At 73.4% G+C, this 25,940-nt stretch carries 22 protein-coding genes; 17 read left to right on the forward strand and 5 right to left on the reverse strand.

All coding sequences use genetic code 11. The annotated features are described in order from the left end of the window. Positions 1-162: 162 nt before the first annotated feature. From ACIRQ9_RS01770 to ACIRQ9_RS01780, 3 genes are all read left to right on the forward strand, one after another. On the forward strand, positions 163-1,581 hold the full coding sequence (locus ACIRQ9_RS01770; RefSeq protein ID WP_404166009.1) for a DUF2252 domain-containing protein: 1,419 nt from the start codon (positions 163-165) through the stop codon (positions 1,579-1,581). A 162-nt stretch (positions 1,582-1,743) separates the two neighbouring features. Then, positions 1,744-2,556, forward strand: a complete 813-nt coding sequence (locus ACIRQ9_RS01775) for a hypothetical protein (RefSeq protein ID WP_404166011.1) — start codon at positions 1,744-1,746, stop codon at positions 2,554-2,556. A 39-nt stretch (positions 2,557-2,595) separates the two neighbouring features. After that, a complete protein-coding gene (locus tag ACIRQ9_RS01780; RefSeq protein ID WP_404166395.1) occupies positions 2,596-2,925 on the forward strand; it encodes a rhodanese-like domain-containing protein in 330 nt (109 codons plus the stop codon). Between the two features lie 93 nt (positions 2,926-3,018). Here the strand turns inward: ACIRQ9_RS01780 and ACIRQ9_RS01785 are convergent, their stop codons facing one another. Next, complete coding sequence (locus tag ACIRQ9_RS01785) at positions 3,019-4,152, reverse strand: acyl-CoA dehydrogenase family protein (protein ID WP_404166013.1); 1,134 nt, start codon at positions 4,150-4,152, stop codon at positions 3,019-3,021. Between the two features lie 158 nt (positions 4,153-4,310). Between ACIRQ9_RS01785 and pepN the strand changes: the two genes are divergently transcribed. The 4 genes from pepN to ACIRQ9_RS01805 all read left to right on the forward strand — a co-directional run bounded on the left by pepN (position 4,311) and on the right by ACIRQ9_RS01805 (position 9,886). Next, entirely contained in the window at positions 4,311-6,743 is a 2,433-nt protein-coding gene (gene pepN / locus ACIRQ9_RS01790) for an aminopeptidase N (protein WP_404166015.1), read from the forward strand. Between the two features lie 361 nt (positions 6,744-7,104). Continuing rightward, positions 7,105-7,953 carry a DUF5819 family protein gene (locus tag ACIRQ9_RS01795; protein WP_404166017.1) on the forward strand — a complete coding sequence of 283 codons (849 nt, stop codon included), beginning with the start codon at positions 7,105-7,107 and terminating at the stop codon, positions 7,951-7,953. Beyond that, positions 7,950-9,155, forward strand: a complete 1,206-nt coding sequence (locus tag ACIRQ9_RS01800) for an HTTM domain-containing protein (protein WP_404166018.1) — start codon at positions 7,950-7,952, stop codon at positions 9,153-9,155. The genes ACIRQ9_RS01795 and ACIRQ9_RS01800 overlap by 4 nt, the downstream gene beginning before the upstream one ends. Next, positions 9,152-9,886, forward strand: coding sequence for a TrmH family RNA methyltransferase (locus tag ACIRQ9_RS01805; RefSeq protein WP_404166020.1), 735 nt, complete (start codon positions 9,152-9,154; stop codon positions 9,884-9,886). Before ACIRQ9_RS01800 ends, ACIRQ9_RS01805 begins: the two co-directional genes overlap by 4 nt. A gap of 91 nt (positions 9,887-9,977) precedes the next feature. On the opposite strand, the gene paaN is transcribed toward ACIRQ9_RS01805, so the two are convergent. Next, positions 9,978-11,669, reverse strand: a complete 1,692-nt coding sequence (paaN, locus tag ACIRQ9_RS01810) for a phenylacetic acid degradation protein PaaN (protein WP_404166022.1) — start codon at positions 11,667-11,669, stop codon at positions 9,978-9,980. Positions 11,670-11,816: 147 nt separating this feature from the next. On the opposite strand from paaN, the gene ACIRQ9_RS01815 reads away from it, so the two are divergent. Continuing rightward, positions 11,817-13,331, forward strand: coding sequence for a 3-hydroxyacyl-CoA dehydrogenase (locus ACIRQ9_RS01815; RefSeq protein ID WP_404166024.1), 1,515 nt, complete (start codon positions 11,817-11,819; stop codon positions 13,329-13,331). Then, entirely contained in the window at positions 13,328-13,915 is a 588-nt protein-coding gene (locus tag ACIRQ9_RS01820; RefSeq protein WP_351938710.1) for a TetR/AcrR family transcriptional regulator, read from the forward strand. The genes ACIRQ9_RS01815 and ACIRQ9_RS01820 overlap by 4 nt, the downstream gene beginning before the upstream one ends. 9 nt (positions 13,916-13,924) lie before the next feature. On the opposite strand, the gene ACIRQ9_RS01825 is transcribed toward ACIRQ9_RS01820, so the two are convergent. After that, positions 13,925-14,425, reverse strand: coding sequence for an Lrp/AsnC family transcriptional regulator (locus ACIRQ9_RS01825; RefSeq protein ID WP_399011720.1), 501 nt, complete (start codon positions 14,423-14,425; stop codon positions 13,925-13,927). Positions 14,426-14,598: 173 nt separating this feature from the next. Here ACIRQ9_RS01825 and pdhA point away from each other — a divergent pair, with 173 nt between their 5' ends. From pdhA to ACIRQ9_RS01860, 7 genes are all read left to right on the forward strand, one after another. Next, positions 14,599-15,747, forward strand: a complete 1,149-nt coding sequence (gene pdhA, locus ACIRQ9_RS01830; protein WP_404166026.1) for a pyruvate dehydrogenase (acetyl-transferring) E1 component subunit alpha — start codon at positions 14,599-14,601, stop codon at positions 15,745-15,747. Beyond that, positions 15,744-16,748, forward strand: coding sequence for an alpha-ketoacid dehydrogenase subunit beta (locus ACIRQ9_RS01835; RefSeq protein ID WP_404166027.1), 1,005 nt, complete (start codon positions 15,744-15,746; stop codon positions 16,746-16,748). The genes pdhA and ACIRQ9_RS01835 overlap by 4 nt, the downstream gene beginning before the upstream one ends. Next, complete coding sequence (locus ACIRQ9_RS01840) at positions 16,748-18,070, forward strand: dihydrolipoamide acetyltransferase family protein (protein WP_404166029.1); 1,323 nt, start codon at positions 16,748-16,750, stop codon at positions 18,068-18,070. The genes ACIRQ9_RS01835 and ACIRQ9_RS01840 overlap by 1 nt, the downstream gene beginning before the upstream one ends. A gap of 81 nt (positions 18,071-18,151) precedes the next feature. After that, positions 18,152-19,069 carry an NTP transferase domain-containing protein gene (locus ACIRQ9_RS01845; RefSeq protein WP_404166031.1) on the forward strand — a complete coding sequence of 306 codons (918 nt, stop codon included), beginning with the start codon at positions 18,152-18,154 and terminating at the stop codon, positions 19,067-19,069. After that, entirely contained in the window at positions 19,066-20,460 is a 1,395-nt protein-coding gene (locus tag ACIRQ9_RS01850) for a molybdopterin molybdotransferase MoeA (RefSeq protein ID WP_404166033.1), read from the forward strand. Before ACIRQ9_RS01845 ends, ACIRQ9_RS01850 begins: the two co-directional genes overlap by 4 nt. After that, a complete protein-coding gene (locus ACIRQ9_RS01855) occupies positions 20,457-21,554 on the forward strand; it encodes a potassium channel family protein (RefSeq protein WP_404166035.1) in 1,098 nt (365 codons plus the stop codon). Before ACIRQ9_RS01850 ends, ACIRQ9_RS01855 begins: the two co-directional genes overlap by 4 nt. Positions 21,555-21,622: 68 nt before the next feature. Beyond that, the gene (locus ACIRQ9_RS01860; RefSeq protein WP_404166037.1) at positions 21,623-22,603 is read left to right on the forward strand and encodes an NAD(P)H-quinone oxidoreductase; all 981 of its coding nucleotides are present in this window, start codon (positions 21,623-21,625) and stop codon (positions 22,601-22,603) included. 52 nt (positions 22,604-22,655) lie between these two features. Here the strand turns inward: ACIRQ9_RS01860 and ACIRQ9_RS01865 are convergent, their stop codons facing one another. Further along, positions 22,656-23,198 carry a hypothetical protein gene (locus ACIRQ9_RS01865; RefSeq protein WP_404166039.1) on the reverse strand — a complete coding sequence of 181 codons (543 nt, stop codon included), beginning with the start codon at positions 23,196-23,198 and terminating at the stop codon, positions 22,656-22,658. A 184-nt stretch (positions 23,199-23,382) separates the two neighbouring features. Here ACIRQ9_RS01865 and ACIRQ9_RS01870 point away from each other — a divergent pair, with 184 nt between their 5' ends. Further along, complete coding sequence (locus ACIRQ9_RS01870; protein WP_404166040.1) at positions 23,383-23,925, forward strand: bacterial proteasome activator family protein; 543 nt, start codon at positions 23,383-23,385, stop codon at positions 23,923-23,925. Between the two features lie 118 nt (positions 23,926-24,043). Here ACIRQ9_RS01870 and ACIRQ9_RS01875 read toward each other — a convergent pair whose 3' ends face one another. Beyond that, a complete protein-coding gene (locus tag ACIRQ9_RS01875; protein WP_404166042.1) occupies positions 24,044-25,684 on the reverse strand; it encodes a protein kinase in 1,641 nt (546 codons plus the stop codon). Positions 25,685-25,940 lie beyond the last annotated feature (256 nt).

The raw sequence follows: 25,940 nt of genomic DNA on the forward strand, positions 1-25,940 counted from the left end.
GCGCGAGGTCGGTCACCGGACCGAGGGGCGCGGTCCTCGGCCCGCCGGACGGTCCCGGAGTTGTCCACAAGGTCTGCCGGGGTTCCGGCGCCCGCCTGTACCGTTTTCCCGAGTTGATGTTCGTGCGGGTGGGATGCGCGCAGTACGGGGGAGGCGGTCGACGTGACCGGACGGGAAGAGACGGCGACGGCCGAGGCGCGCAAGCTGCCCACGCCGAAGGGCTTCGCCCGGTGGCCCGTGGAGGGGTCGCCCAAGGAGGAGGGCAAGGCGCTGCGTTCGGCCGTGCCGCGCGGCGATCACGCGGCCCTGGACATGGACGGCTCCCGGCCCGACGCGGTGAGCGCGGTCGAGGAGTCCAACCGTGACCGCATCCCGGAGCTGGTCCCGATACGGGTCGGCAGGATGGCGGCGAGCCCGTTCGCTTTCCTGCGCGGCTCGGCCGGCCTGATGGCGCACGACCTGGCCCGCACGCCCATGACCCGGATCGCCACCCAGATCTGCGGCGACGCCCACGCGGCCAACTTCGGCCTGTACGGAGACCCGCGCGGCGACCTGGTCATCGATCTGAACGACTTCGACGAGACGGTGCCCGGCCCCTGGGAGTGGGACCTCAAGAGGCTCGCCGCCTCCCTGGTCCTGGCCGGGCGCGAGGCGGGCGCCGACGAGGACACCTGCCGCAGGGCCGCGGGCGACGCGGCCGGCGCCTACCGCCGCACCATGCGCCTGCTGGCGAAGCTCCCGGTGCTGGACGCGTGGAACGCCATCGCGGACGAGGAACTGGTCTCCCACTCCGACGCCCACGACATGCTCGGCACCCTGCACCGCGTCTCTGAGAAGGCCCGCGCCAACACCAGCGGCCGGTTCGCGGCCCGCTCCACCGAGCCCACCGGGAACGGCGGCCGCCGCTTCGTCGACGCCGCGCCGGTGCTGCGCCGGGTCGCCGACGCGGAGGCCGAGGCCGTCGTCGCCGGGCTGGAGCACTACGTCACCACCCTCTCCGAGGACCGCCACCCCCTGCTCGCCCGGCACGCCCCGCACGACGTCGCCTTCCGGATAGTCGGCACCGGCAGCGTCGGCACCCGGTCCTACGTCGTGCTGCTCCTCGACCATCGCGACGAGCCGCTGATCCTCCAGGTCAAGGAGGCCCGTCCGTCCGCGCTCGTGCCGCACCTGGCGACGGCCGGTTTCGACGCGCCCGCCGCCGGTCACGAAGGGCGCCGGGTGGTCCTGGGACAGAAGCGGATGCAGGTGGTCAGCGACATCCTGCTCGGCTGGACCACGGTCTCCGGCCGGCCCTTCCAGGTCCGCCAGTTCCGCAACCGCAAGGGCAGCGTCGACCCGGCGGCCCTGGCGCCCGACCAGATCGACGACTACGGCCGGATGACCGGAGCCCTGCTGGCCCGCGCCCACTCGCACGGCGCCGACCCCCGGCTGATCGCCGGCTACTGCGGCAAGAACGAGGAACTGGACGAGGCGATCGCCGCGTTCGCGGTGGCCTACGCGGACCGCACGGAGGCGGACCACGAGGAACTGGTGACCGCGGTCCGGGCGGGCCGGATCCCGGCGGAACTCGGGGTGTGACCGTCGGCTCCGGGGTCTGGGCTCCGGGCTCCGGGACACCGCGGCGAGGTGTGCCGCGGGCCGGGGCCGTGGCAGGCCGGCCGTCCCGGAAGCCCCCGCGCAGACCGGGTCGCCGGGTGGGTGGCGGCCACCGCCGGGGACGACAGGCCCTAGTCTGGTCGGGTGACGACCCCGGAAGCTGAGCAGCCTGAGGCACCGCGGCCCGAGGAACGCCTGGAGCGGTCCGTGCGGGCCGCCGAGCAGGCGCTGATCGAGTTCGAGATCGCCGTCGAGACCTTCCGTGTCGAGGTCGAGAACTTCTCGCGCCTGCACGAGCAGAAACTCGGCCCGTTCTACCTCCGCATGGAAGAACTGGACGCCCGGATCGCCGAGGCGAAGGCCGCCCGCACCGGCGACCCCGAGGACGTCCGCGCCGCCGAGGAGGCCCGCGCCCGGGTCCTGCCCATCCCCGGTGTCGAGGAGCTGCTGCACGGCTGGATGGACGGCGACGGGCTGTTCCCCGAGGCCGTCGCCATGCTCACCGAGCAGGAGGTACGGCCCCCGCAGCGGGTGCGGCCCAGCGAGGAGGCCCGTCGGCTCTACCGCGACCTGGCCCGCAAGGCCCACCCCGACCTGGTGCCGGAGGGCGCGGAGCAGGAGCGCCGCGAGGAGTTCCTGACCCGGGTCAACGCCGCCTACGCCCGTGGCGACGAGGACCTGCTGCGGGAGCTGGCCGCGGAGTGGGAGGCCGGTCCGGTGCCGCCCGAGCGCAAGCCGAGCCGCGCCGAGGAGCTGTACGCGCGCCTGGAATGGCTGTCCGAGCGCAAGGAACTGCTCACCCTGGTCGCCAAGGAACTGGAGGACGGCCCCATCGCCGGCCTGCTCCGGCTCGCCCCCGATGACCCCGACGCCCTCCTCGACGAGATCGCCGACAAGCTCCGCAAGGACGTCGCCGAGCGCGAGACGGAACTGGCCGCGCTGCTCGCCGAGGAGTAGCGGTCGGGTAGCGTCGGAGGCATGAACTTCGCAGCGCGTGTGCCCACGGTCGAGGTCACGGACCTCAAGGACGGCGACTTCCTGCTGGACGTCCGCGAGGACGACGAGTGGGAGGCGGGCCACGCCGCGGGCGCCCTGCACATCCCGATCAGCGAGTTCGCCGCCCGCTACGGCGAGTTCACCGAGGCCGCCCCCCAGGACGGCCGGGTCAACGTCATCTGCCGTTCGGGCGGCCGCTCGGCGCAGGTCACGATGTACCTGGTCCAGCAGGGCATCGACGCGGTGAACGTGGACGGCGGCATGCAGGTCTGGCAGGCGGCGGGCCGCGAGGTCGTCACGGACGCCGGCCAGCCGGGCTTCGTCGTCTGACCCGCCCCGCGGCGGAGCGCACTGCCCGAGGGGCACGGAAAGCCGCGCCATCGGTCGGTACCGGTGTGCACGCCGGTGCCCCTCCTCGGTTCCTCACCCCAGCGCGTGGGCGGCCAGCAGGTCGCCGAGCGCCTCCTCGTGGGCCGCCGCGGACCCGAGCGCCAGCTCCAGCTGTTTGGCCCAGGCGTGGTACCGGTGCAGCACGTACTCCGTGTCGGCCCCGAACCCCCCGTGCAGATGCTGCGCTGTCTGCACCACCCGCCGTACCCCCTCCGCCGCCCAGATCTTCGCCACCGCCACGTCACCGGCCGCCGGCAGCGCCCCCGGCGCGCCGGAGGCGATCCGCCAGGCCGCCTGCCACAGCGTGGCCTCCATGGCCCGCAGATCGATGTACCGGTCGGCGGCCTGCACGGCGACCGCCTGGAAGGTGGCGACGGGATGCCCGAACTGTTCCCGCTTGCCGGTGTACTCGGCGGTCATCCGCAGCACGCGCTCGCCCAGCCCGAGGGCCAGCGCACAGGTCCCGGTGGTCAGCAGCTCCCGCAGCCACTCCCAGGCCCCCTCCGCCGTCATCACGTCCCGCCCGGCCACCCGCGCCGACTCCAGCCGCAGCTCACCGAGCCGTTCCCCGCTGGTCGACACCTGCTCGGCCAGCGTGACCCCGGCAGCCGAGGGCGCCACCAGCGCCAGCACGCTCAGGTCGCCGTCGGTGTGCGCCGGTACGACGACGAGATCGGCGTCGTACGCCCACGGCACCGCCGTCTGCACGCCGTCCAGCACCCAGGTCGCGCCGTCGCGGCGCGCGGTCACCGCCAGCTCGGCCGGGTCGTGCCCGGTGCGTCCGCTCGCGGCGACGGTCAGCACGAGTTCCCCGCGGCCCGCTCGCGCCAGCAGCCGGCCCCGCAGCTCCTCGTCCCCGTAGGCCTGCACGGCCGCCATCGCCGCGCTGTTCTCCAGCAGCGGCACCCGGGCCAGCACCTGCGCCGCTTCCCGCAGCACCAGGCAGAGCGCGATCGCGTCCAGCCCCGCCCCGCCGTGCTTCTCGGCCGACAGCAGACTCAGCAGGTCCGCGGCGCCCAGCGTGTCCCAGAGCTCCCGGTCGAAGTGGTCCGCGACGGCGCCGGTGGTCAGCGCCGGGCTCGGCACCGCGTCCGGTGCCACCGCGGCGAACACCCCGCGCGCCGCCTCGGCCGCCGCCAGCTGCTCCTCGGTGAAGGTGAAGTCCACGGTCCTGTCCTCCCGGCCGGTCCGCTGATCTGACGGTCCGTCAAGATAGAACAGGTTCTAGAAGAAGGGAACCGTAAACCTCTGCGATCACCGGCGCCTTCCGTCGTAGGCTGACGGCCGCTGTCCGCCGACGGGGACGGGCACACGAGGGAGGACACATGGGGATCCGAAGCCTGACCCGCATCGAGGCCGAGCGCCGGTCGGCACTGGTCACGGTCGAGCGGTACGACATCGACATCGACCTGACCGGCCTGCCCGACGGGCCGGAGATCCGCTGTGTCTCGACGGTCGCCTTCGGCTGCTCGGAGCCGGGAGCGGAGACCTTCGTCGACTGCGCGGCCGAGGTCCGCTCCGCCACCCTCAACGGCACCCCCCTCACCCCGGGCGACGACGGCCGGATCCCGCTCCCCGCCCTGGCCGCGCACAACGTGCTGCGGGTCGAGAGCGTCCAGGCCGACACCACGACCAGCCCGGGCGCCCATCGGGCCGTCGACCCCGCCGACGGCGAGGTCTACCTGTGGACCAGCTTCGAACCGGACGAGGCCCGCTACGTCTGGGCCTGCTTCGACCAGCCCGACCTCAAGGCCCCGCACGCCTTCACCGTCACCGCACCGGCCGCCTGGACCGTCCTGAGCAACTCCGGCGACCCGCGCGTCGAGGAGCAGGGCACGGCCCGCCGCTGGAGCTTCCCCGACACCCCGCCGCTGTCCGTGTACAACACCGTCGTCAACGCGGGCCCCTTCCACGAGATCCGCCGCGAGGCAGACGGCCACGACCTCGGCGTCTTCGCCCGCCGCTCGCTCGCCGAGGTCCTGGAGCGCGACGCCGACGAGATCTTCACCCTGACCCGCCAGGGCCTCGCCTTCTACGCCGAGGCCTTCGCGATGCCGTTCCCGCAGCGCAAGTACGACCAGGTCTTCATGCCCGAGTTCGGCGGCGCGATGGAGAACTACGGCTGCGTGACCTGGTCGGACATGTTCCTGCGCCGGGCCACGCCCACCCACGCGGAGCGTGAGGTGCTCGCCGTCGTGCTGCTGCACGAGATGGCGCACATGTGGTTCGGCAACATCGTCACCATGCGCTGGTGGGACGACCTCTGGCTGAACGAGGCGTTCGCCGAGTTCGCCTGCCACTGGGCCGCCGAGGGCGCCACCCGCTACACCGACGTCTGGGCCGGCCACCTCGCGGGCGGCAAGCTCCGGGCCTACCTCTCCGACCAGGGCCCGGTCTCCCACCCGATCCACCAGCCCATCCACGACGTCGCCCAGGCCGCGTCGATCTTCGACAACATCACGTACCCCAAGGGCGCCTCCGTCCTCCAGCAGCTGAAGACCTATGTCGGCGAGGACCGGTTCCGCGCCGGGATGGCCGCCTACTTCGCCCGTCACGCCTGGGGCACCACCACCCTCCAGGACCTGATAGACGCCCTCGCCGAGGCTGGCGACCGGTCCCTCGCCACTTGGCGGACGTCCTGGCTGGAGACGGCCGGCACCGACCGCTTCACCCTGGAGCACGACGGCGACACCGTCACCCTGGTCGCCGACGGCACCCCGCGCCCGCAGGTCCTGGCGATCGGTGCGTACGACCGCGCGGGCGACGCCCTCGAACGCACCGCGCTGGTGCGCGTCGAGGTCGCCGAGCCCCGCACCCCGGTCACCGGCCTCCCCGCCACGTCCGACCTCCTCCTGATCAACGACGACGACCTCACCTTCGCGACCACCCGCCCGGACGCCGCCACCCGCGACACCCTCTTCGGCGCGGCGGCCCTGCTGCCGACGGCCATCTCCCGGGGCGTGGCGGCCGCCACCGTCTGGGACATGCTCACGGCCGGTGAGGCCACCGCGGCGGAGGCCGGACACTGCCTCACCGCGGTCCTCGCCGCCGAGACCTCCGACGCCGTGATCGAGCCCCTCCTGACCCTCGTCACCACCATCGCCGAACTCTGGGCCCCGGACGCCGACCGTCCCGCGCTGACCGAGGCCGTGGCCGCCACCTGCCTGCGGCTCGCCGACGACCCGGGCCGCCGCCAGGTGGCCCTGCGCGGCCTGGCCCGCACCGCGACCGCCGAGGGACTGGCCCGGCTCCGCGAGATGGCCGGCGACGACGTGGACCTGCGCTGGCGCGCCCTGGTCCGCGAGGCCGAGCTGGGCGGCGACATCACCGCCGAGTCCGCGGCCCTGCTCGAACGCGACCCCGACCCCGACTCCTGGGTCCGCGCCCTCACCGTCCGGGCCGCCCTGCCCGACCCGGCCGCGAAGGCCGAGGTCTGGCGGCAGCTGGCCGTGGACCGCACCGTGCCCGTCCAGTCGGTCGGCGCGGTGGCGGCGGCCTTCTGGCGCCCGGGCCAGGACGCCGTGCTCGCTCCCTACGCCGAGCACTACCTGGCCGAGATGCCCCAGCTGGACCAGGGCGGCATGATCCCCGCGATGGTCTACACCTCCCAGCTCTTCCCGCTGTACGGGATCGACTCCGCGTTCGTCGAGAAGGCGCAGCAGGCCGGCCAGGAGGCGGTCCCCGTGGTCCGCAAGACCCTCCTGGAGCGCGCCGACACCGTTCTCCGGATGCTCCGCGCCCGGACCGGGAACGCCTGAGCCGTCCACCGATCCCGGCCCCGGGGCGGATCAACAGTCTCGGCGGCCGGGTCCCCGGTATCAACCGCTGTGGACAACCTCCCGCGCGGCCTGTGGAGAACTCGCCGAGCGGGGTCCTTCAGGCCTTCCCCTGTCCGCCGCCGTACCGGCCGTGACCTGGGACGCGGGCCCCGGCCGACCGGTGCGGCCACCGCCGCCGGGACCGGCCGCAGTGGTGATGGACACGTCCCCGGGCCGCGCCCCGGGGCTGCACCCGGCGGCCGGTGCTGAGTACCGTTCCGTGCGAGTGCCGGGCAGCGGCACACCGGGCGGCCCCGACGGGCGGTCCGGACGGCTCGGCGGTACCGGGGAACGGGGCGGCATGGACGCGTACGACGGCGACTCGGACGCCCGGCACGGGCCGGAGGGTCCGGGCGGCCCGCGTCCGGAACCGCGACCCGCCGCCGAACCCGCCGTGCTCGTCGGACCCCCCGTGCTCGTCGGACCCCCGGAGCCCGAGGGCCCCGGCACGCCGTCGGCACCGGACGCGGGCGTCCCCGGGGAGCGGCCGCCCGTCCCGCCCCGGACCGGCGTCGCCGCCCTCTCCCCGCGCTACCAGGTCGGTGCCGCCCTCGCGCTGGCCCTGGTCGCGGTCACCGTCTGCGTGCACCTCGGGATGGTGTTCCTGAGCATCGCGCCGGCGAACACCGTGACCAGACAGCACGGCAAGGCGATCGAGGACTGGGTGTACCCGGAGTTCGAGCAGAACTGGAAGCTGTTCGCGCCGAACCCGCTCCAGCAGAACATCTCCGTCCAGGTGCGCGCCGAAGTCCTCATGCGGGACGGCACCACGACCACCACCGGCTGGAACGACCTGTCCGCCGAGGACGGCAGGGCCATCGACGGCAGTCTGCTGCCGAGCCACACCGTGCAGAACGAACTGCGGCGGGCCTGGGACTTCTTCGTCACCACCCACGGCACCGACAACCGGGCGATCGGCCTGCGCGGCTCGCTGTCCGAGCAGTACCTGCGCCGGATCGTCGTGATGCGCCTGTACGAGGGCGACGCGACCAGCCGGAAGGGCACCGTCGAACGCGTCCAGGTGCGCTCCAGCACCACCAACGTGCCGCCGCCGCGCTGGAGCGGCGAGAAGGTCTCCGACACCCCGCTCTACCGGGTGCTGCCCTGGTGGACGGTGACGGCGGACGAGGCCGACGGAGGTGTGCGATGAACCGCGTCGTCCTGTGCCTGTCCCGCGCGATCGCCCGGGTCACCGGATCGGCGCTCGGCCCCTACCAGACAGCCGTCGTGCGGATCGGGTTCGCCGCCACCTGGCTGCTGTTCCTGCTGCGCGAGTACCCGCACCGCCAGGAGCTGTACGGCCCCGACGGCCCCTGGGACTTCGGTCTGGCCCAGCGGCTGACCGCGGACAACCACGCCTTCTCGGCGCTGCTGGCCTCCGACGGGCAGGCCTTCTTCGAGGCCTTCTACCTCCTGGCGGTCCTCACGAGCGTCCTGCTGCTGGTGGGCTGGCGCACCCGCACGATGTCCGTGCTCTTCATGGTCGGTGTGCTGTCCCTGCAGAACCGCAGCGTCTTCGTCGGCGACGGCGGGGACAACGTGCTGCACCTGATGTCCTTCTACCTGGTGTTCACCCGCTGCGGTCAGGTGTGGTCGCTGGACGCGCGCCGCGCCGCCCGCGCGCGTGCGGAGCAGGAGCGGCGGCCGGGCGCCGACCTGGTCGGACCGGCACTGTGGGCGTTCATCGGCGTCCTGCTGGTCGCGGCGGCCCTCACCGGACGCTCCGGCGGCGGCTGGCTGGTCCCGGCCGTCCTGTGGGGTGCCTGGGCGGGCGCCGCGCTGCGGTGGGCCGTGGGCCGCTGGGCGCGCACCGCCGAGCCCCGGATCCTGCTGGACGTCGTCGCCGACGTCCTGCACAACGGCGCCCTGTTCGTGATCATGGCCGAGGCCTGTCTGATCTACGCCACCGCCGGCTGGTACAAGATCCAGGGCTCCCGCTGGCAGGACGGCACCGCCGTCTACTACCCGCTGCACCTGGACTACTTCTCGCCCTGGCCGGCCCTGGCCGACCTGCTGTCCGCCAACGGCACCCTGGTGCTGCTGGTGACCTACGGGACGGTCATCGTGCAGGTCGCCTTCCCGTTCACCCTGTTCAACCGACGGGTCAAGAACGTGCTGCTGGCCGCGATGATGACCGAGCACGCGGTGATCGCGGTCGTCCTGGGCCTGCCGTTCTTCTCCCTCGCCATGATCGCGGCGGACTCGGTCTTCCTGCCGACGGCCTTCCTGCTCTGGCTGGGCGGCCGGGCGGCACGCGCGCGTCACCGCGTCCTTCGGCGCGGTGCTCCCGATCTGCCGGCCGCTCGCTCCCCGGAGGCCGACGAACAGCCCCGCGTAGGCTTCGGGGCATGACCGACCCCCTGGACCAGTGGGCGCGGACGGCGGACTCCGCCGTCCTGCTCGACGGCTTCCACACCCTCAAGCACGCGCTGCGCTTCGGCGCCCGGGTACCGGTGGCGGTCACCACGGACCGGGCCGCGGCGCTGGCCCTCGCGGACGAACTCGCGCCGGACGTGCGCGAGGCGCTGGCCGCCCTGCTGACGGAGGTGGACCGGCCGGCGTACGCGTCGCTGGTGGCCCGCCCGCATCCCACGGCGGTGGCCGCGCTGGCGGAACGGCCGTCCCGCGAGGCCAACCTGCGCGAGCTGGCCCGCGAGCCGCGCCTGGCACCCGTCGTCGTCCTGGACGAGCCGCGCAACCTCGGCAACGCCGGCGCGGTGATCCGCCTGGCGGCGGGCTTCGGCGCCACGGGCGTGATCACCACGGGCACACTCGACCCCTGGCACCCGACGGTCGTGCGCGGCGGCGCGGGCCTGCACTTCGCGACGGCCGTCGAACGGCTGACCGTCCCGGAACTGCCCGCAGGGCCGGTGTACGCGCTGGATCCGGAGGGCGAGGACATCCGGAACACGAAGCTCCCGGACCACGCCGTCCTCGCCTTCGGCTCGGAGCGGACCGGCCTGTCGGCGGAGTTGCGCGCGCGTGCCGACCACCTGCTTCGCCTGCCGATGCGCCCGCAGGTGAGCAGCTACAACCTGGCGACCAGCGTGGCCATGACCCTCTTCCACTGGAGCGCCCCGTAGCGGAACGGCGCCAGGGCCGTGCGCCGCTGTGCCACCTGGGCGCGACCGCTCTCGGCGGACGCGCCCACGCAAAGGCCGGGAACCGGGGCGGTCAGGCCTCCCGGCGTACCTCGATCACCCGGAAGCGGTTGGCCACGAACGCCCCGTCGCACAGCGCCGCGTTCGCCGCCGCGTTGCCGCCCGAGCCGTGGAAGTCGGAGAACGCGGCCGTCTGGTTCACGTACACCCCGCCGACCAGGTTCAGCGACAGCTGGGCCGCCTCCTCCAGGCAGACCTCCTCCACGGCGCTCTCCACGTCGGGGTCGACGGTGTACGCGCCGACCGTCATCGCGCCCTTGTCGCGGACCGTGCGCCGCAGCAGCTCCACCGCGTCGGCGGCCGAGTCGACGGCGACCGCGAACGACACCGGGCCGAAGCACTCGCTCATGTACGCGGCCTCGTCGTCGGGCTTGGCGCCGTCCAGCTTCACGATCACCGGGGTGCGCACGACCGCCTCCGGGAAGTCCGGGTTGGCGATCTCGCGGGAGGCGAGGGCGACCTCGCCGAGCCCGGCGGCGGCCTCCAGGCGCGCCTTGACGTCGGGGTTGACGATCGCGCCCAGCAGGGCGTTCGCGCGGGCGTCGTCGCCGAGCAGGCCGTCGACCGCGCGGGCGAGGTCGGCCACCACCTCGTCGTAGGTCTTGGGGCCCTCGTCGGTGCGGATGCCGTCGCGGGGGATCAGCAGGTTCTGCGGGGTGGTGCACATCTGGCCGCTGTACAGGGAGAGCGAGAACGCCAGGTTGGAGAGCATCCCCTTGTAATTGTCGGTCGATTCGACCAGGACCGTGTTGACACCGGCCTTCTCGGTGTACACCTGCGCCTGCCGGGCGTTCGCCTCCAGCCAGTCGCCGAAGGCGGTCGAGCCCGTGTAGTCGATGATCTTGATCTCCGGGCGGGTCGCGAGCGTCTTCGCGATGCCCTCGCCGGGGCGCTCCGTCGTCAGGGCCACCAGGTTCGCGTCGAAGCCGGCCTCGGCGAGCACCTCGCGGGCGACCTGCACGGTGAGGGCGAGCGGCAGCACCGCGCGCGGGTGCGGCTTCACCAGGACCGCGTTGCCCGTGGCCAGGGAGGCGAACAGGCCCGGGTAGCCGTTCCACGTCGGGAACGTGTTGCAGCCGATGACCAACGCGATCCCGCGCGGGACCGGCTTGAACGTCTTCGTCAGCGCCAGCGGGTCGCGCTTGCCCTGCGGCTTGGACCACTCGGCCGTGTCGGGGGTGCGGACCTGCTCCACGTACGCGTAGGCCACCGCCTCCAGGCCGCGGTCCTGGGCGTGCGGGCCGCCCGCCTGGAACGCCATCATGAACGCCTGGCCGCTGGTGTGCATGACCGCGTGCGCGAACTCGTGCGTCCGGTCGCTGATCCGCTTGAGGATCTCCAGGCACACCACCGCCCGCGCTTCCGCGCCCGCGTCGCGCCACGCGCGCCGGCCCGCCGCCATGGCGGGCAGCAGTGTGTCGACGTCGGCGTGCGGGTAGGTCACGCCCAGCTCGATGCCGTACGGGGAGACCTCGCCGCCGGTCCAGTCGTCGGTGCCGGGCTGGCCGAGGTCCAGGCGGGTGCCGAGGAGGGCGTCGAAGGCGGCCTTGCCGGCCGCCGCGTCCAGGCTGCCGTGCTCGCCGTAGGCCTTGGGGTGCTCGGGGTGGGGGGACCAGTACGCACGCGTGCGGATCGCCTCCAGCGCCTGGTCAAGCGTGGGCCGGTGCTTGGCGATCAGCTCGTGCACGGTGAGTTCGGCGGTCATGCGGGACCAACTCCTCGTCTGATGAGCTCCCCTTGAGCTCATGACCTGGGCGGAAACGGCCGGACAGAGTTAGAGTAACCGAACGATCGGTCGGGACAAGGGGGCCTGCCGCATCTGTGGAAAACCCCGTGCGGGAGGATCGCGCACATGACAGCACTCGACCTCAGCAGCCCCGTGGGGGTCGCCGGAACCGGCACCATGGGCCAGGGCATCGCCCAGGTCGCCCTCGTCGCGGGCCATCCGGTACGGCTGTACGACGCCGTCCCCGGGCGGGCCCGGGACGCCGCGGAGTCGATCGGAGCCCGTCTCGACCGGCTGGTCGAGAAGGGCCGTATGACGGCCGCTGACCGGGACGCCGCCCGTGCCCGGCTGCTGCCCGCCGGGGAACTGGCCGAGTTCGCGGACTGCACCCTGGTCGTCGAGGCCGTCCAGGAGCGGCTGGAGGTCAAACAGGAGCTGTTCCGGGCCCTGGAGGACATCGTCGACGGCGACTGTCTGCTGGCCACCAACACCTCCTCCCTGTCGGTGACCGCCATCGGCGGTGCCCTGCGCGGCGCCGCCCGCCTGGTGGGGCTGCACTTCTTCAACCCGGCCCCGCTGCTGCCGCTGGTCGAGGTCGTCTCCGGCTTCGCCACCGACGTCACGTCGGCCACGCGCGCGTACGAGACGGCCCGCGCCTGGGGCAAGACGCCGGTCGCCTGCGCGGACACCCCCGGCTTCATCGTCAACCGCATCGCGCGGCCCTTCTACGCCGAGGCGTTCGCCGTCTACGAGGCGCAGGCCGCGGACCCGGCCACCATCGACGCGGTGCTGCGCGAGAGCGGCGGCTTCCGGATGGGCGCCTTCGAACTGACCGACCTGATCGGCCAGGACGTCAACGAGGCCGTCACGCACTCCGTGTGGCAGGCCTTCTTCCAGGACGCCCGCTTCACGCCCTCCCTGGCCCAGCGCCGGCTCGTCGAGTCCGGCCACCTCGGCCGCAAGACCGGGCACGGCTGGTACGACCACACGGCCGGCGCCGAGCGGCCCGAGCCGGACACCGCCGAGCCGGCCGACCGGCCCGCCTACGTCGTCGCGGAGGGCGGCCTGGGGCCGGCGGCCGAGCTGCTCACGCTGATCCGCGAGGCGGGTATCCAGGTCCGCGAGGAGGACGAGGACCACGGCACCCGCCTGATCCTGCCGAGCGGCGGCCAGCTGGTCCTCGCCGACGGCCAGACCTCGGTGGAGTTCCGCGACGTCGTCTACTTCGACCTGGCGCTCGACTACCGCCGCGCCACCCGCGTCGCCCTGTCCGCCGGGCACGACATCCAGCCCCGGACGCTCAGTGAGGCCATCGGTCTCTTCCAGGCGCTCGGCAAGAAGGTCAGCGTCATCGGTGACGTCCCCGGCATGATCGTCGCCCGGACGGTCGCCCGGATCGTCGACCTCGCGCACGACGCCGTCGCCAAGGGCGTCGCCACCGAGGAGGACATCGACACCGCGATGCGCCTGGGCGTCAACTACCCGCTCGGCCCCTTCGAGTGGAGCCGCCGCCTCGGCCGCGACTTCGCCTACGACCTCCTCGACGACCTCCACCTGCGCGACCCGAGCGGCCGCTACGCGCCCTCTCTCGCGCTCTACCGCCACGCGTACGCCACCGAGAAGCGGGAGGGCGCCTCATGACCACCGCCAAGCGCGACACCTACACCCCTGAGACGCTGCTCTCGGTGGCCGTGCAGGTCTTCAACGAACGCGGCTACGACGGCACGTCCATGGAGCACCTCTCCAAGGCGGCCGGCATCTCCAAGTCGTCGATCTACCACCACGTCTCCGGCAAGGAGGAGCTGCTGCGCCGGGCCGTCAGCCGCGCCCTGGACGGCCTGTTCGGGATCCTCGACGAGGAGCACGCGCGCGTGGGGCGCGCCGCCGACCGCCTGGAGCACGTCGTACGGCGCATGGTCGAGGTGCTGATCACCGAACTGCCGTACGTCACGCTGCTGCTGCGGGTGCGGGGCAACACCGGCACCGAGCGGTGGGCGCTGGAGCGGCGCCGGGACTTCGACCACCGGGTGGCCGACCTGCTGAAGGCGGCCGCCGCCGACGGGGACGTCCGCGGTGACATCGAGGTGCGCCTGGCCACCCGGCTGGTCTTCGGCATGGTCAACTCGATCGTGGAGTGGTACCGCCCGGACGGGCGCGGCGCGACCGAGCGGGAGGTCTCCGACGCGGTGGCCCGCCTGGTCTTCTCGGGGCTCCGCGCGGCCTGACGGAGCCCGTCAGCCGCCCGGACCCAGGTCCTCCTCCTCGAACACCAGCAGCGTGCGGGTGCTGAGCACCTCCGGGATCGCCTGGAGCCGGGTCAGCACCAGCTCGCGCAACGCCCTGTTGTCGGGCGTGTGCACCAGGAGCAGCACGTCGAAGTCCCCGCCCACCAGGGCGATGTGATCCGCGCCCGGCAGCTGCCGCAGCTCCTCGCGCACGGTGCGCCAGGTGTTCTGGACGATCTTCAGCGTGACGTAGGCGGAGGTGCCGTGGCCGGCCCGTTCGTGGTCCACGCGGGCGCCGAATCCGCGGATCACGCCGTCCTCGACGAGACGGTTGATCCGCGCGTAGGCGTTGGCGCGCGAGACGTGGACGCGCTCGGCGACCGAGCGTATCGAGGCCCGGCCGTCCGCCTGGAGGATCTGCAGGATGTCCTGATCAATGGCGTCCAGCGGACGGGCGGGCGGCAGCCCCGCCCGGTCCTGCGGGCCCTCGGCCATTTGTTCAGGTGGCATGTCCCCCCGCCTTCCTCATATGGACGTACTGCATTCATTCCAGGTTGTGGAGAACCGTTTGTCCACAGCCTGCGGCCGCATGTAGCCAAAATGTGCCGACGACCGAACAATCGGTAGGTGAGACGGGTCACAGCCGACCCGTCTCCCAGCCACCCCCACGAGGAGGTGCCGTCATGACGGTCCTGGAGCAGCGAGGCGCATACCGCCCGTCGCCGCCGCCCGCCTGGCAACCCCGGACGGACCCCGCGCCCCTGCTGCCCGACGAGCGGCCGTACCGCGTCCTCGGGACCGAGACGGCCGCCGAGGCCGACCCGGAGCTGCTGCGCCGGCTCTACACCCGGCTGGTGCACGGCCGCCGGTACAACACCCAGGCCACCGCCCTCACCAAACAGGGCCGCCTCGCCGTCTACCCGTCCAGCACCGGCCAGGAGGCCTGCGAGGTCGCCGCCGCGCTGGCCCTGGAAGAGCGCGACTGGCTCTTCCCCAGCTACCGCGACACCCTCGCGGTCGTCGCCCGGGGCGTGGACCCCGTGGAGGCCCTCACCCTGCTCCGCGGCGACTGGCACACCGGCTACGACCCCTGTGCCCACCGCGTGGCCCCGCTCTCCACCCCGCTCGCCACCCAGCTCCCGCACGCGGTCGGCCTCGCCCACGCGGCCCGCCTCAAGGGCGACGACGTGGTCGCGCTCGCCATGGTCGGCGACGGCGGCACCAGCGAGGGCGACTTCCACGAGGCGCTGAACTTCGCGGCCGTCTGGCGCGCCCCGGTCGTCTTCCTCGTGCAGAACAACGGCTTCGCCATCTCCGTCCCGCTCGACAAGCAGACCGCCGCCCCCTCCCTGGCCCACAAGGCCGTCGGGTACGGCATGCCCGGCCGGCTGGTCGACGGCAACGACGCGGCCGCGGTGCACCAGGTCCTCTCCGACGCCGTGCGGCACGCGCGCGAAGGCGGCGGCCCCACCCTGGTCGAGGCGGTGACCTACCGCATCGACGCCCACACCAACGCCGACGACGCCACCCGCTACCGGGGCGACGCCGAAGTGGACGCCTGGCGCGACCACGACCCGATCCTGCTGCTGGAGCGCGAACTCACCGACCGGGGACTGCTCGACGAGGACTTCGTGCGGCACGCGCGCGAAGGCGCCGAGACCATGGCCGCCGACCTGCGCGAGCGCATGAACCGCGACCCGGAACTCGACCCGATGGCCCTCTTCGACCAGGTGTACGCCGAGACCACCACCCAACTGCGCGAGCAGCGCGCCCTGCTGCGGGCCGAGCTCGAAGCCGAGCAGGACGACCAGCGCGAAGGCGGCCACCGATGACGACCGTCGCCACCAAGCCCGCCACCATGGCGCAGGCCCTCACCCGCGCCCTGCGGGACGCGATGACCGCCGACCCCGCCGTGCACGTCATGGGCGAGGACGTCGGCGCCCTCGGCGGCGTCTTCCGCGTCACCGACGGCCTCGCCAAGGAGTTCGGCGAGGACCGCTGCACCGACACCCCGCTCGCCGAGGCCGGCATCCTCGGCACCGCCGTCGGCATGGCCATGTACGGGCTGCGCCCGGTCGTGGAGATGCAGTTCGACGCCTTCGCCTACCCCGGGTTCGAGCAGCTGATCAGCCACGTGGCCCGGATGCGCAACCGCACCCGTGGCCGGATGCCCCTGCCGATCACCGTCCGCATCCCCTACGGCGGCGGCATCGGAGGCGTCGAGCACCACAGCGACTCCTCCGAGGCCTACTACATGGCCACCCCCGGCCTGCACGTCGTCACCCCGGCCACCGTCGCCGACGCCTACGGCCTGCTGCGCGCCGCCATCGCCTCCGACGACCCGGTCGTCTTCCTCGAACCCAAGCGCCTGTACTGGTCCAAGGACACCTGGAACCCCGAGCGGCCGACGGCCGTCGAACCCATCGGCCGCGCGATGGTGCGCCGTACGGGGCGCAGCGCCACGCTCATCACGTACGGCCCGTCCGTACCGGTCTGCCTCGAAGCCGCCGAGGCCGCCCGCGCGGAGGGCTGGGACCTCGAGGTCGTCGACCTGCGCTCGCTGGTGCCGTTCGACGACGAGACGGTCTGTGCCTCGGTGCGGCGCACCGGGCGCGCGGTCGTCGTGCACGAGTCGGGCGGGTTCGGCGGACCGGGAGGGGAGATCGCGGCCCGGGTCACCGAGCGCTGCTTCCACCACCTGGAGGCGCCGGTGCTGCGCGTGGCCGGGTTCGACATCCCCTACCCGCCGCCGATGCTGGAGCGCCACCACCTGCCCGGCGTCGACCGCATCCTGGACGCGGTGGCGCGTCTGCAGTGGGAGGCCGAGGGCTGATGGCACAGGTGCTGGAGTTCAAGCTGCCCGACCTCGGAGAGGGGCTGACCGAGGCGGTGATCGTCAGCTGGCTGGTCCAGGTCGGCGAGGTCGTCGCCATCGACCAGCCGGTCGTCGAGGTCGAGACGGCCAAGGCGATGGTCGAGGTGCCCTGCCCGTACGGCGGTGTGGTCACCGCCCGCTTCGGGGAGGAGGGCGCCGAACTGCCCGTCGGCGCGCCGCTGCTGACGGTCGCCGTCGGCGAGGCCGACCCGGTCCCCGAACCGGAGGGCTCCGGCAACGTCCTGGTGGGCTACGGCACCGGGGCGCCCCCGGCACGCCGCCGCCGGGCCCGCCCGGCCGCACCGGACCGGGCCAACGGCACGGCGGCGCCCGCGGCCACCGCCGAGACGGCGGTCCACGCACGTGTGCCCGCACCGCCCGCGGTCACCGAGGGTCCGGTGCCGGTGATCTCCCCGCTGGTGCGCCGGCTCGCCCGGGACAACGGCCTTGACCTGCGCGGGCTGTCCGGCTCGGGTCCCGACGGCCTGATCCTGCGCGCCGACGTCGAGGACGCGCTGCGGGTCGGCGCGACCCGTACCGTTCCCCAGCCCGGACCGTCGGCCGCCCCGGACGACGCGGCGAACGGCCGGACCGGCATCCGTACGCCCCTCAAGGGCATCCGGGGCGCGGTCGCCGACAAGCTCTCCCGCAGCCGCCGGGAGATCCCCGACGCGACCTGCTGGGTGGACGCCGACGCGACCGAACTGATGCGGGCGCGGACCGCGATGAACGCGGCGGGCGCGTCGAAGATCTCCCTGCTCGCGCTCCTCGCCCGGATCAGCACGGCGGCCCTGGCCCGGTATCCCGAGCTGAACTCCTACGTCGACGTCGAGGCCCGCGAGATCGTCCGACTCGACCGGATCCACCTGGGCTTCGCCGCCCAGACCGACCGGGGCCTGGTCGTCCCCGTCGTCCGGGATGCCCACGCCCGTGACGCCGAGTCCCTGACCGCCGAGTTCGCCCGGCTGACCGAGGCGGCCCACGCCGGGAAGCTCACCCCCGGTGAACTCACCGGCTCCACCTTCACGTTGAACAACTACGGCGTCTTCGGTGTCGACGGCTCCACGCCGATCATCAACCACCCCGAGGCGGCGATGCTGGGCGTGGGCCGCATCGTCCCGAAGCCGTGGGTGCACGAGGGAGAGCTGGCGGTCCGGCAGGTCGTCCAGCTGTCCCTGACCTTCGACCACCGGGTCTGCGACGGCGGCACCGCGGGCGGCTTCCTCCGCTATGTGGCCGACTGCGTGGAGAATCCGGCGGTGCTGCTCAGGACGCTCTAGCGGCGGCGGCCGCCGGCCGCCCGGCAGATCACCCGCCCGCTATCGGTTCCCAGTGATCCACCCGCCCTCCATACTCGAAAGGTGACCGACACCGAGCCGCCGGCCTACGACGCGATCGTGTTGGCCGGCGGCGCCGCGAGACGCCTCGGCGGAGCCGACAAACCCTCCGTCCGGGTGGGCGGCCGACCGCTGCTCGACCGCGTCCTGACGGCCTGTGCGGGCGCCCGGAACACCGTCGTGGTGGCCGCCCCGCGCCCCACCGTCCGGCCGGTCCTGTGGACCCGCGAGGACCCGCCGGGCGGCGGCCCGGTCGCCGCCCTCGACGCGGGCCTGCGCCACATCACCGCCGACCACGTGGTCGTCCTCTCCGCGGACCTGCCGTTCCTCGGGCCGCGGACCCTGGAGAGGCTGTCCGCGGCCCTGCGCGGCACCGGCGCCGACGCCGCCCTGCTCACCGACGCGGACGGCCGCGACCAGCCCCTCGTCGCCGCGTACCGCACGGCACCGCTGCGCCGCGCCCTGTCGGACCTGGCCGCGAGCGGCGGCACGGGCGACGGCGCGACCGCCGGTCTCACCGGTCTCCCGCTGCGGCGCCTGACCGCCGTACTCGACCTCACCCGTGTCCCGGACCCCTTCGCGTCCTTCGACTGCGACACCTGGGACGACATCGCCGACGCCAGGGCACGCATCAGGGAGCATGGGCACGTGTTGGATGAATGGATCTCCGCAGTCAAGGACGAACTGGGCATCGACCTGGACGTCGACACCGGCGTCCTGCTCGACCTGGCCAGGGACGCCGCGCACGGCGTGGCCCGGCCGGCCGCCCCGTTGACGACGTTCCTCGTCGGCTACGCGGCCGCCCAGGGCAAGGGCGGCCCCGAGGCGGTCGCCGAGGCGGCCCGCAAGGCGGCCGCGCTGGCCCTGCGCTGGGCGGAGGAGGCGAACGCCGGACAGTCCGCTCCCGGTCGGCCCGCCACCGGCCCCGGGCCCGGCCGGTGACGCCCCCCGGCATCCGGGTCGGCGCGTCCGCCGGGAACACCGACGACGATCTCGACGTCGAGGAGGCGCTCGCCCTCGTGAGAGAGCCCAGGCAGCCCAGGGAGTTCGGCGAAGGGATCACCGGTGGCCACGGCCGCCCGCCCGCCGCCCAGGCCGAACAGGCCCACGGCGGTCCGCCGGAGCACCAGCACCGGGCCACCCCCTGGCCCCAGGCCCGCGAGGCCGCCGCCCGTGCCGCCCGCTCGGGCGCCCGCCGGGCCCCCGTCTCCCTGGCGCTCGCCGACGCCCTCGGCCTGGCGCTGGCGGCCCCGCTGGACGCGCTCACCGACCTGCCCTCCTTCGACACCTCGGCGATGGACGGCTGGGCGGTGGCGGGCCCCGGCCCCTGGGACGTGCGCGAGGACGGCGTACTGGCCGGGCACGCCCAGCCGGAACCGCTCACCGACGGCGAGGCGGTACGGATCGCCACCGGCGCCCGGATCCCGGCGGACACCACCGCGGTGCTCCGCAGCGAACACGGCCGCACCGACACCCAGGGCCGGCTGCACCCCATCCGCGAGGTCGTGCACGGCCAGGACATCCGCCCGCGCGGCCAGGAGTGCCGCACCGGCGACCAGTTGCTCTCCGTCGGCACCCTGGTCACCCCGGCCGTCCTCGGCCTCGCCGCGGCCGCCGGATACGACACGCTCACGGTCGTCCCCCGCCCCCGTGCCGAAGTCCTGGTGCTCGGTGACGAGTTGCTCACCGAGGGCCTCCCGAGCGAAGGACGCATCCGGGACGCGCTCGGTCCGATGCTGGCGCCCTGGCTGCGTGCGCTCGGCGCCGAGGTGACCGCCGTACGCCGGCTCGGCGACGACGCCAAGGCGCTGTACAAGGCGATCACCTCGTCCGGCGCCGATCTCGTGGTCACCACCGGCGGCACCGCGTCCGGTCCGGTCGACCACGTGCACGCCACCCTGGAGCGCGTCGGGGCCCAACTCCTCGTCGACGGCGTCAAGGTCCGCCCCGGCCACCCCATGCTGCTGGCGCGCACCCAGCAGAACCAGCACCTCGTCGGTCTCCCCGGCAACCCCCTCGCCGCCGTCTCCGGCCTGCTCACCCTGGCCGAACCTCTGCTGCGCACCCTCGCCGCCCACCCGGCCCCCGAGCCGTACACGGTGCCCCTGGCGGAGGCCATCCACGGACACCCCTACGACACCCGGCTCATCCCGGTCGTCCTGCGCGGTGACACGGCCCTACCGCTGCACTACAACGGTCCCGCGATGCTCCGTGGCATCGCCGCCGCCGACGCCCTCGCGGTCGTGCCGCCGGGCGGGGCGCAGCGGGGTGCGGAGGCGGAACTCCTGGACCTGCCCTGGGCCGCCGCGGGCATCGAGGTGTGTTTCACGTGAAACTTCCGGGCCATGACGCCATCGCCCGCCAGGCGGACGAACACCTGCTGTCCCAGCGGGTGAAACTCCCGACGAAAGTCGTGGAAGGCCCGTTCGTCCAGGTCAGCAAGCGACTCGCCCTGGCGCTGCTGGTCCTGGTCGCCACCGCGTTCATCGTCTACGCCGACCACGACGGCTACAACGACACCTCGGACGGTGCCGTCGATCTCCTGGACGCCTTCTACTACGCGACCGTCACGCTCTCCACCACGGGGTACGGCGACATCACGCCGGTCAGTGACGCCGCCCGGCTCACCAACATCTTCGTCATCACGCCGCTGCGCGTGCTGTTCCTGATCATCCTGGTCGGCACCACGCTCGAAGTCCTCACCGAACGCACCCGGGAGGAATGGCGCCAGAACCGCTGGAGGTCCGCCTTGCGGGATCACACCATCGTCGTCGGCTTCGGGACCAAGGGACGGTCGGCGATCCAGACCGTCTGCGTGACCGGGCTGAAGGCGGAGCAGGTGGTCGTGGTCGACCCCAGCGTCAAGGCGATCGACGCGGCCACCGCCGAGGGCTTCGCCGGAGTGATCGGGGACGCGACGCGCAGCGAGGTCCTGAAGCGGGCCGAGGTGCAGCGCGCCCGGCAGATCATCATTGCCACCCAGCGGGACGACACGGCCGTGCTGGTGACCCTGACCGCCCGGCAGCTCAACAAGAGCGCGAAGATCGTGGCCGCGGTCCGCGAGGAGGAGAACGCTCCGCTGCTGAAGCAGTCCGGAGCCGACTCCGTCATCACCAGCGCCAGCGCCGCCGGTCGCCTGCTGGGGCTGTCCGTGCTCTCTCCGGCCGCCGGCATGGTCATGGAGGACCTGATCCAGCAGGGCACCGGCCTGGACCTGGTGGAGCGGCCGGCGGTCAAGGCCGAGGTCGGCAAGAGCCCGCGCGAGACCGCCGACCTGGTGGTGAGCGTGCTGCGCGGACACCGGGTGCTCGGCTACGACGACCCGGCCGTCGGCGCCATCCAGCCGACGGACCGGCTGATCACGATCGTCCGGGCCTCTCCGGGCGCCCAGGTCGCCCCGGACATACGCCCGCTGCCCCGAGCCTGACCGCGACCTACGGTCATCGCCCCGGACCTGGCCGGGGCCGCGGCCGGGCGGGGAGTAGCGTCGCAGACATGTATGCGATCACGATTCCCGAACCTGGTGGGCCCGAGGCGCTGGTGTGGGACGAGGTCCCCGATCCCGTGCCCGGCGAGGGCGAGGTACTGGTCGAGGTGGTGGCCAGCGCCGTCAACCGCGCCGACATCCTGCAGCGGCAGGGCAACTACAACCCGCCGCCTGGCGCCTCCGCCTATCCCGGTCTGGAGTGCTCCGGCCGGATCGTCGAGGTCGGCGGCGGTGTCTCCGGCTGGTCGGTGGGCGACGAGGTGTGCGCCCTGCTCGCCGGCGGCGGCTACGCGCAGAAGGTCGCGGTGCCCGCCGGGCAGCTGCTGCCGGTGCCCGCGGGCGTGGACCTGCGGCAGGCGGCCGCGCTGCCCGAGGTGGCCTGCACGGTCTGGTCGAACGTCTTCATGATCGCCCATCTGCGCCCCGGCGAGACGCTGCTCGTGCACGGCGGCTCCAGCGGTATCGGCACCATGGCCGTCCAGCTGGGCAAGGCAGTCGGGGCCAAGGTGGCCGTGACCGCCGGTACCAAGGAGAAGCTGGACTTCTGCGCGGAGCTGGGCGCGGACGTCCTGGTCAACTACCGCGAGCAGGACTTCGTCGCCGAGGTGCGGCAGGCCACGGACGGCGCCGGGGCCGACGTCATCCTGGACAACATGGGCGCGAGCTACCTGGAGCGGAACGTGCAGGCCCTCGCCGTCAACGGGCGGCTCGCGATCATCGGCATGCAGGGCGGGGTCAAGGGCGAGCTGAACCTCGGCGTCCTGCTGGGCAAGCGGGCCGCGATCACCGCGACCTCGCTGCGTGCCCGGCCGCTCACCGAGAAGGCGGCCGTCGTCGCGGCCGTCCGTGAGCACGTGTGGCCGCTGATCGAGGGCGGCCGGGTCGGGCCCGTCGTCGACCGGGAGCTGCCGATGTCCGAGGCGGCCGAGGCGCAGCGGCTGGTGGAGGCCAGCGGACACATCGGCAAGGTGCTCCTCGTCGCCCCCTGAGCCGTACCGTGCCGCGCCGTGCCGCGCCGGGCGTCGGGCCGGGCCGGTCCCGCTAGTCCCGCCGCACCCGCAGGGCGACGAAGGCGAGGCCGAGGCCGAGGCCGATCAGGATCAGGCCGCTGCCCAGCGGAAGGATGTGCAGCACGGGCTCGGAGGCGTCGTCCTCGGCGGGGGCCGCGGCCTGGCGGGCGGGCTGCTGCCGGGGCGCGCCGGACACCGCGCCGGAGGTCCCGGACGGCTGTGCCGAGGTGACGGCCGGGCTCGGGGCGCCGGTCACGTCGTCGCCGGGCGCCTCCTCGTCCTCCCCCGGCTCGTCCTCGTCCTGGTCCTGTCCCTGGACCGCCGCCGCCGGGCCCTGGGGCCGTCCCGGCCGCATCCTGCCCTCACCGGCCAGGGTTCCGGCCCGGGACGGCTCGGCGGAGTCCGAGGCGCTCGCGGAGTCCGAGGGCGACGCCTCGGGATCCTGGGCGACCACCGGACCGGGGTCGTACGCGAAGGCCGTGCCGTGCGGCAGCAGAACCGTCGCGAGGACGAGCAGCAGGCGGACCAGCGCGAGCCGTACACCGCCCGAGGTGGGTCGTGGCCTTGGAGTCACGTCGGTGACCTCCTGGAACACAGTCGTCAGGGCCGACGATCACCAGCCTCACATCCGCCGACGGGCCCGGCACCTCTGGTTCCGCCGTTGGGTCTACGCCCGCTCGGGGAGGCGCGGCGTGGTGGATCAGCCGCGACGGGGGGCACCACGGTGGTGGGAGGCAGGGGTGCGAGAGAATGAACGCATGGAGATGCCGAGGAACGAACGGTCGCCGGAGAACCCCCCGATCCTGGTCGTGGGCCAGGACGGGATGGCACTCGGAGGCGGCAACGGGGACGAGGACTCCCGCCAGATCCCGGTGACGGAGATGGTGGAACAGCCCGCCAAGGTCATGCGGATCGGCAGCATGATCAAGCAGCTTCTGGAGGAGGTGCGCGCGGCTCCTCTCGACGAGGCCAGCCGGGTCCGGCTCAAGGAGATCCACGCCAGTTCCGTGAAGGAACTGGAGGACGGTCTGGCGCCGGAGCTGGTGGAGGAGCTGGAGCGGCTGTCACTGCCCTTCACCGACGACGTGACCCCGACCGACTCGGAACTGCGCATCGCGCAGGCCCAGTTGGTGGGCTGGCTGGAGGGTCTCTTCCACGGGATCCAGACGACGCTGTTCGCCCAGCAGATGGCCGCCCGCGCCCAGCTGGAGCAGATGCGCCGCGCGCTGCCGCCCGGTGTCGGCCACGAGGGCGAGGAAGGCGGGCCGGCGGCCGGCCGTTCCGGCGGACCGTACCTCTAGGACCGCCTTCCGGCGGATCCCGCCTCAAGGACCGTGACGGCGAAGGGCCCGGCGACAGCGTCGCCGGGCCCTTCCTACCGCTTCACGCCGGCCGCCGTGGCACCACGGTGCCGGCGTCTCAGCCGGAGGCCGGGTTGCCCGTCGAGACCCTGAGCTCGACGGGCGGCATGTTCTTGGGGTCGACATCCGTGCCGGCGGCCGGGAACTGGTCCATGACCGTGCCGTCGCCGAAGGTGTTCTCGTCCATGGAGGTGAGCTTCAGCCGCCAGCCGGCGGCCTGGAAGCACTCCTTGACGGACTTGATGTACTTGAACTTGAAGTCCGGCACCTGGATCTTGTCGGGGTCGTCGTACGACTCCTGCGGCTCGGTGCACACGGTCTTCTCGACCGTCTTCGAGGTGTCGGGCCCGCGGTAGCCCGAGGCCTGCGAGGCCGACGCGCTCGTGCCGGCGCCGCCGCTGCCGCCCTTGGTGTCGTCGCCACCGTCACCGCCGCCGCCGTTCAGCACCAGTGCGACGACCAGACCGACCACGGCGATCAGCGAGACCGCGACCGACCCGATGACCACCGGCCGGTTGCCCCGGCCGCCACCGCCGCCGGACGGCGACGTCCGCGTCGTGAGGTCGTAGGGCGGCGGGGTCGGCGCCTGCCCGCCGTACCCGGCCGGAGTCCGGTAGCCCGACTGCTGCGGGTAGCCGTACGCCGGAGCGGTCCCCGGAGCCGGGGTGCCGTACGGGTTCGGCGCCGGGTGGTAGGGCGTCTGCACCGGCCCCGGAGGCGTCGGAGCCGTCTGGTCGACCGGCGGGAACACCGCGGAACCGACCCCGGATCCGCTCTGTGTGGGCGGGATGCCCGGGACGATGCTGGGCGCGGCGGGCTGCAGCGAGGCCGCGACCCGCAGGCATGCGTCGCGCATGGACTCGGCGGTCGGGAAGCGCTCGTTCGGGTTCTTCTTCAGCGCGCGGGCGATCAGCGCGTCCACGGCCGGGGGCAGCGCCCGGTTGACCGAGGAGGGAGCGACCGGCTGCTCCTGGACGTGGGCGTAGGCGATCGCCAGCGGGGAGTCCGCGTCGAACGGCAGCCGCCCGGTGACCAGCTGGAACAGCATGATGCCGACCGAGTAGAGGTCGGAGCGGGCGTCCACGCCCCGGCCGAGCGCCTGCTCGGGGGAGAGGTACTGCGGAGTGCCGACGACCATGCCGGTCTGGGTCATCGAGGTGACCCCGGACTGCATGGCACGGGCGATGCCGAAGTCCATCACCTTGACGACCCCGCGCTTGGTCATCATCACGTTGCCGGGCTTGATGTCGCGGTGGACCAGCCCCATCTCGTGACTGATCTCCAGGGCCGCGAGCACGTCGGCGGTGATCTTCAGGGCCTTGTCGGCGGGCATCGCGCCGTGCTGCGCCACGTCCGCGTCGAGCACCGAGCCGAGCGGGCGGCCCTCGACGTACTCCATGACGATGTACGGCATGGTCGAGCCGTCGAGGTCCTCCTCGCCGGTGTCGAAGACGGAGACGATGTTGGTGTGCGTGAGCTTGGCCACTGACTGGGCCTCGCGGCGGAAGCGCTCGCGGAACGCCTGTTCCCGGCCCAGCTCGGTGTGCAAGGTCTTGATCGCCACCTGGCGGTCCAGGACCGAGTCGTACGCCAGGTGCACGGAGGCCATGCCGCCCGCACCGAGCAGGTCGCGCAATTGGTACCGGCCACCGGCCAGCGCCCGCCCCGCGTAACGGCCGTCGGCGCCGTCCTGGCTCATTTTCCCCGTCCCCCGTCGTGCGCTCGGGCATCCTTGTCGATCGAATGTCCCGTTCCTGGTCACGTCCGGGGCCAAGTCTGCCCGAGGGCACTGACACGTCAAGCGTGGTGCCCGTTCCGTGACCGTACGCGACAGAAGAGGCGCGGAAGCGTTACGACTGCCGTACGCCCGGTACACAGAATTTGCACGCCGCCTCGGGGTACCGGTTTGATGGCCCGTCCGTCCACGGGACGGAACCCGGACCTGGGGGTTGCGC

Source organism: Streptomyces sp. NPDC101237, from assembly GCF_044767465.1.
Lineage (GTDB): Bacteria > Actinomycetota > Actinomycetes > Streptomycetales > Streptomycetaceae > Streptomyces > Streptomyces gramineus.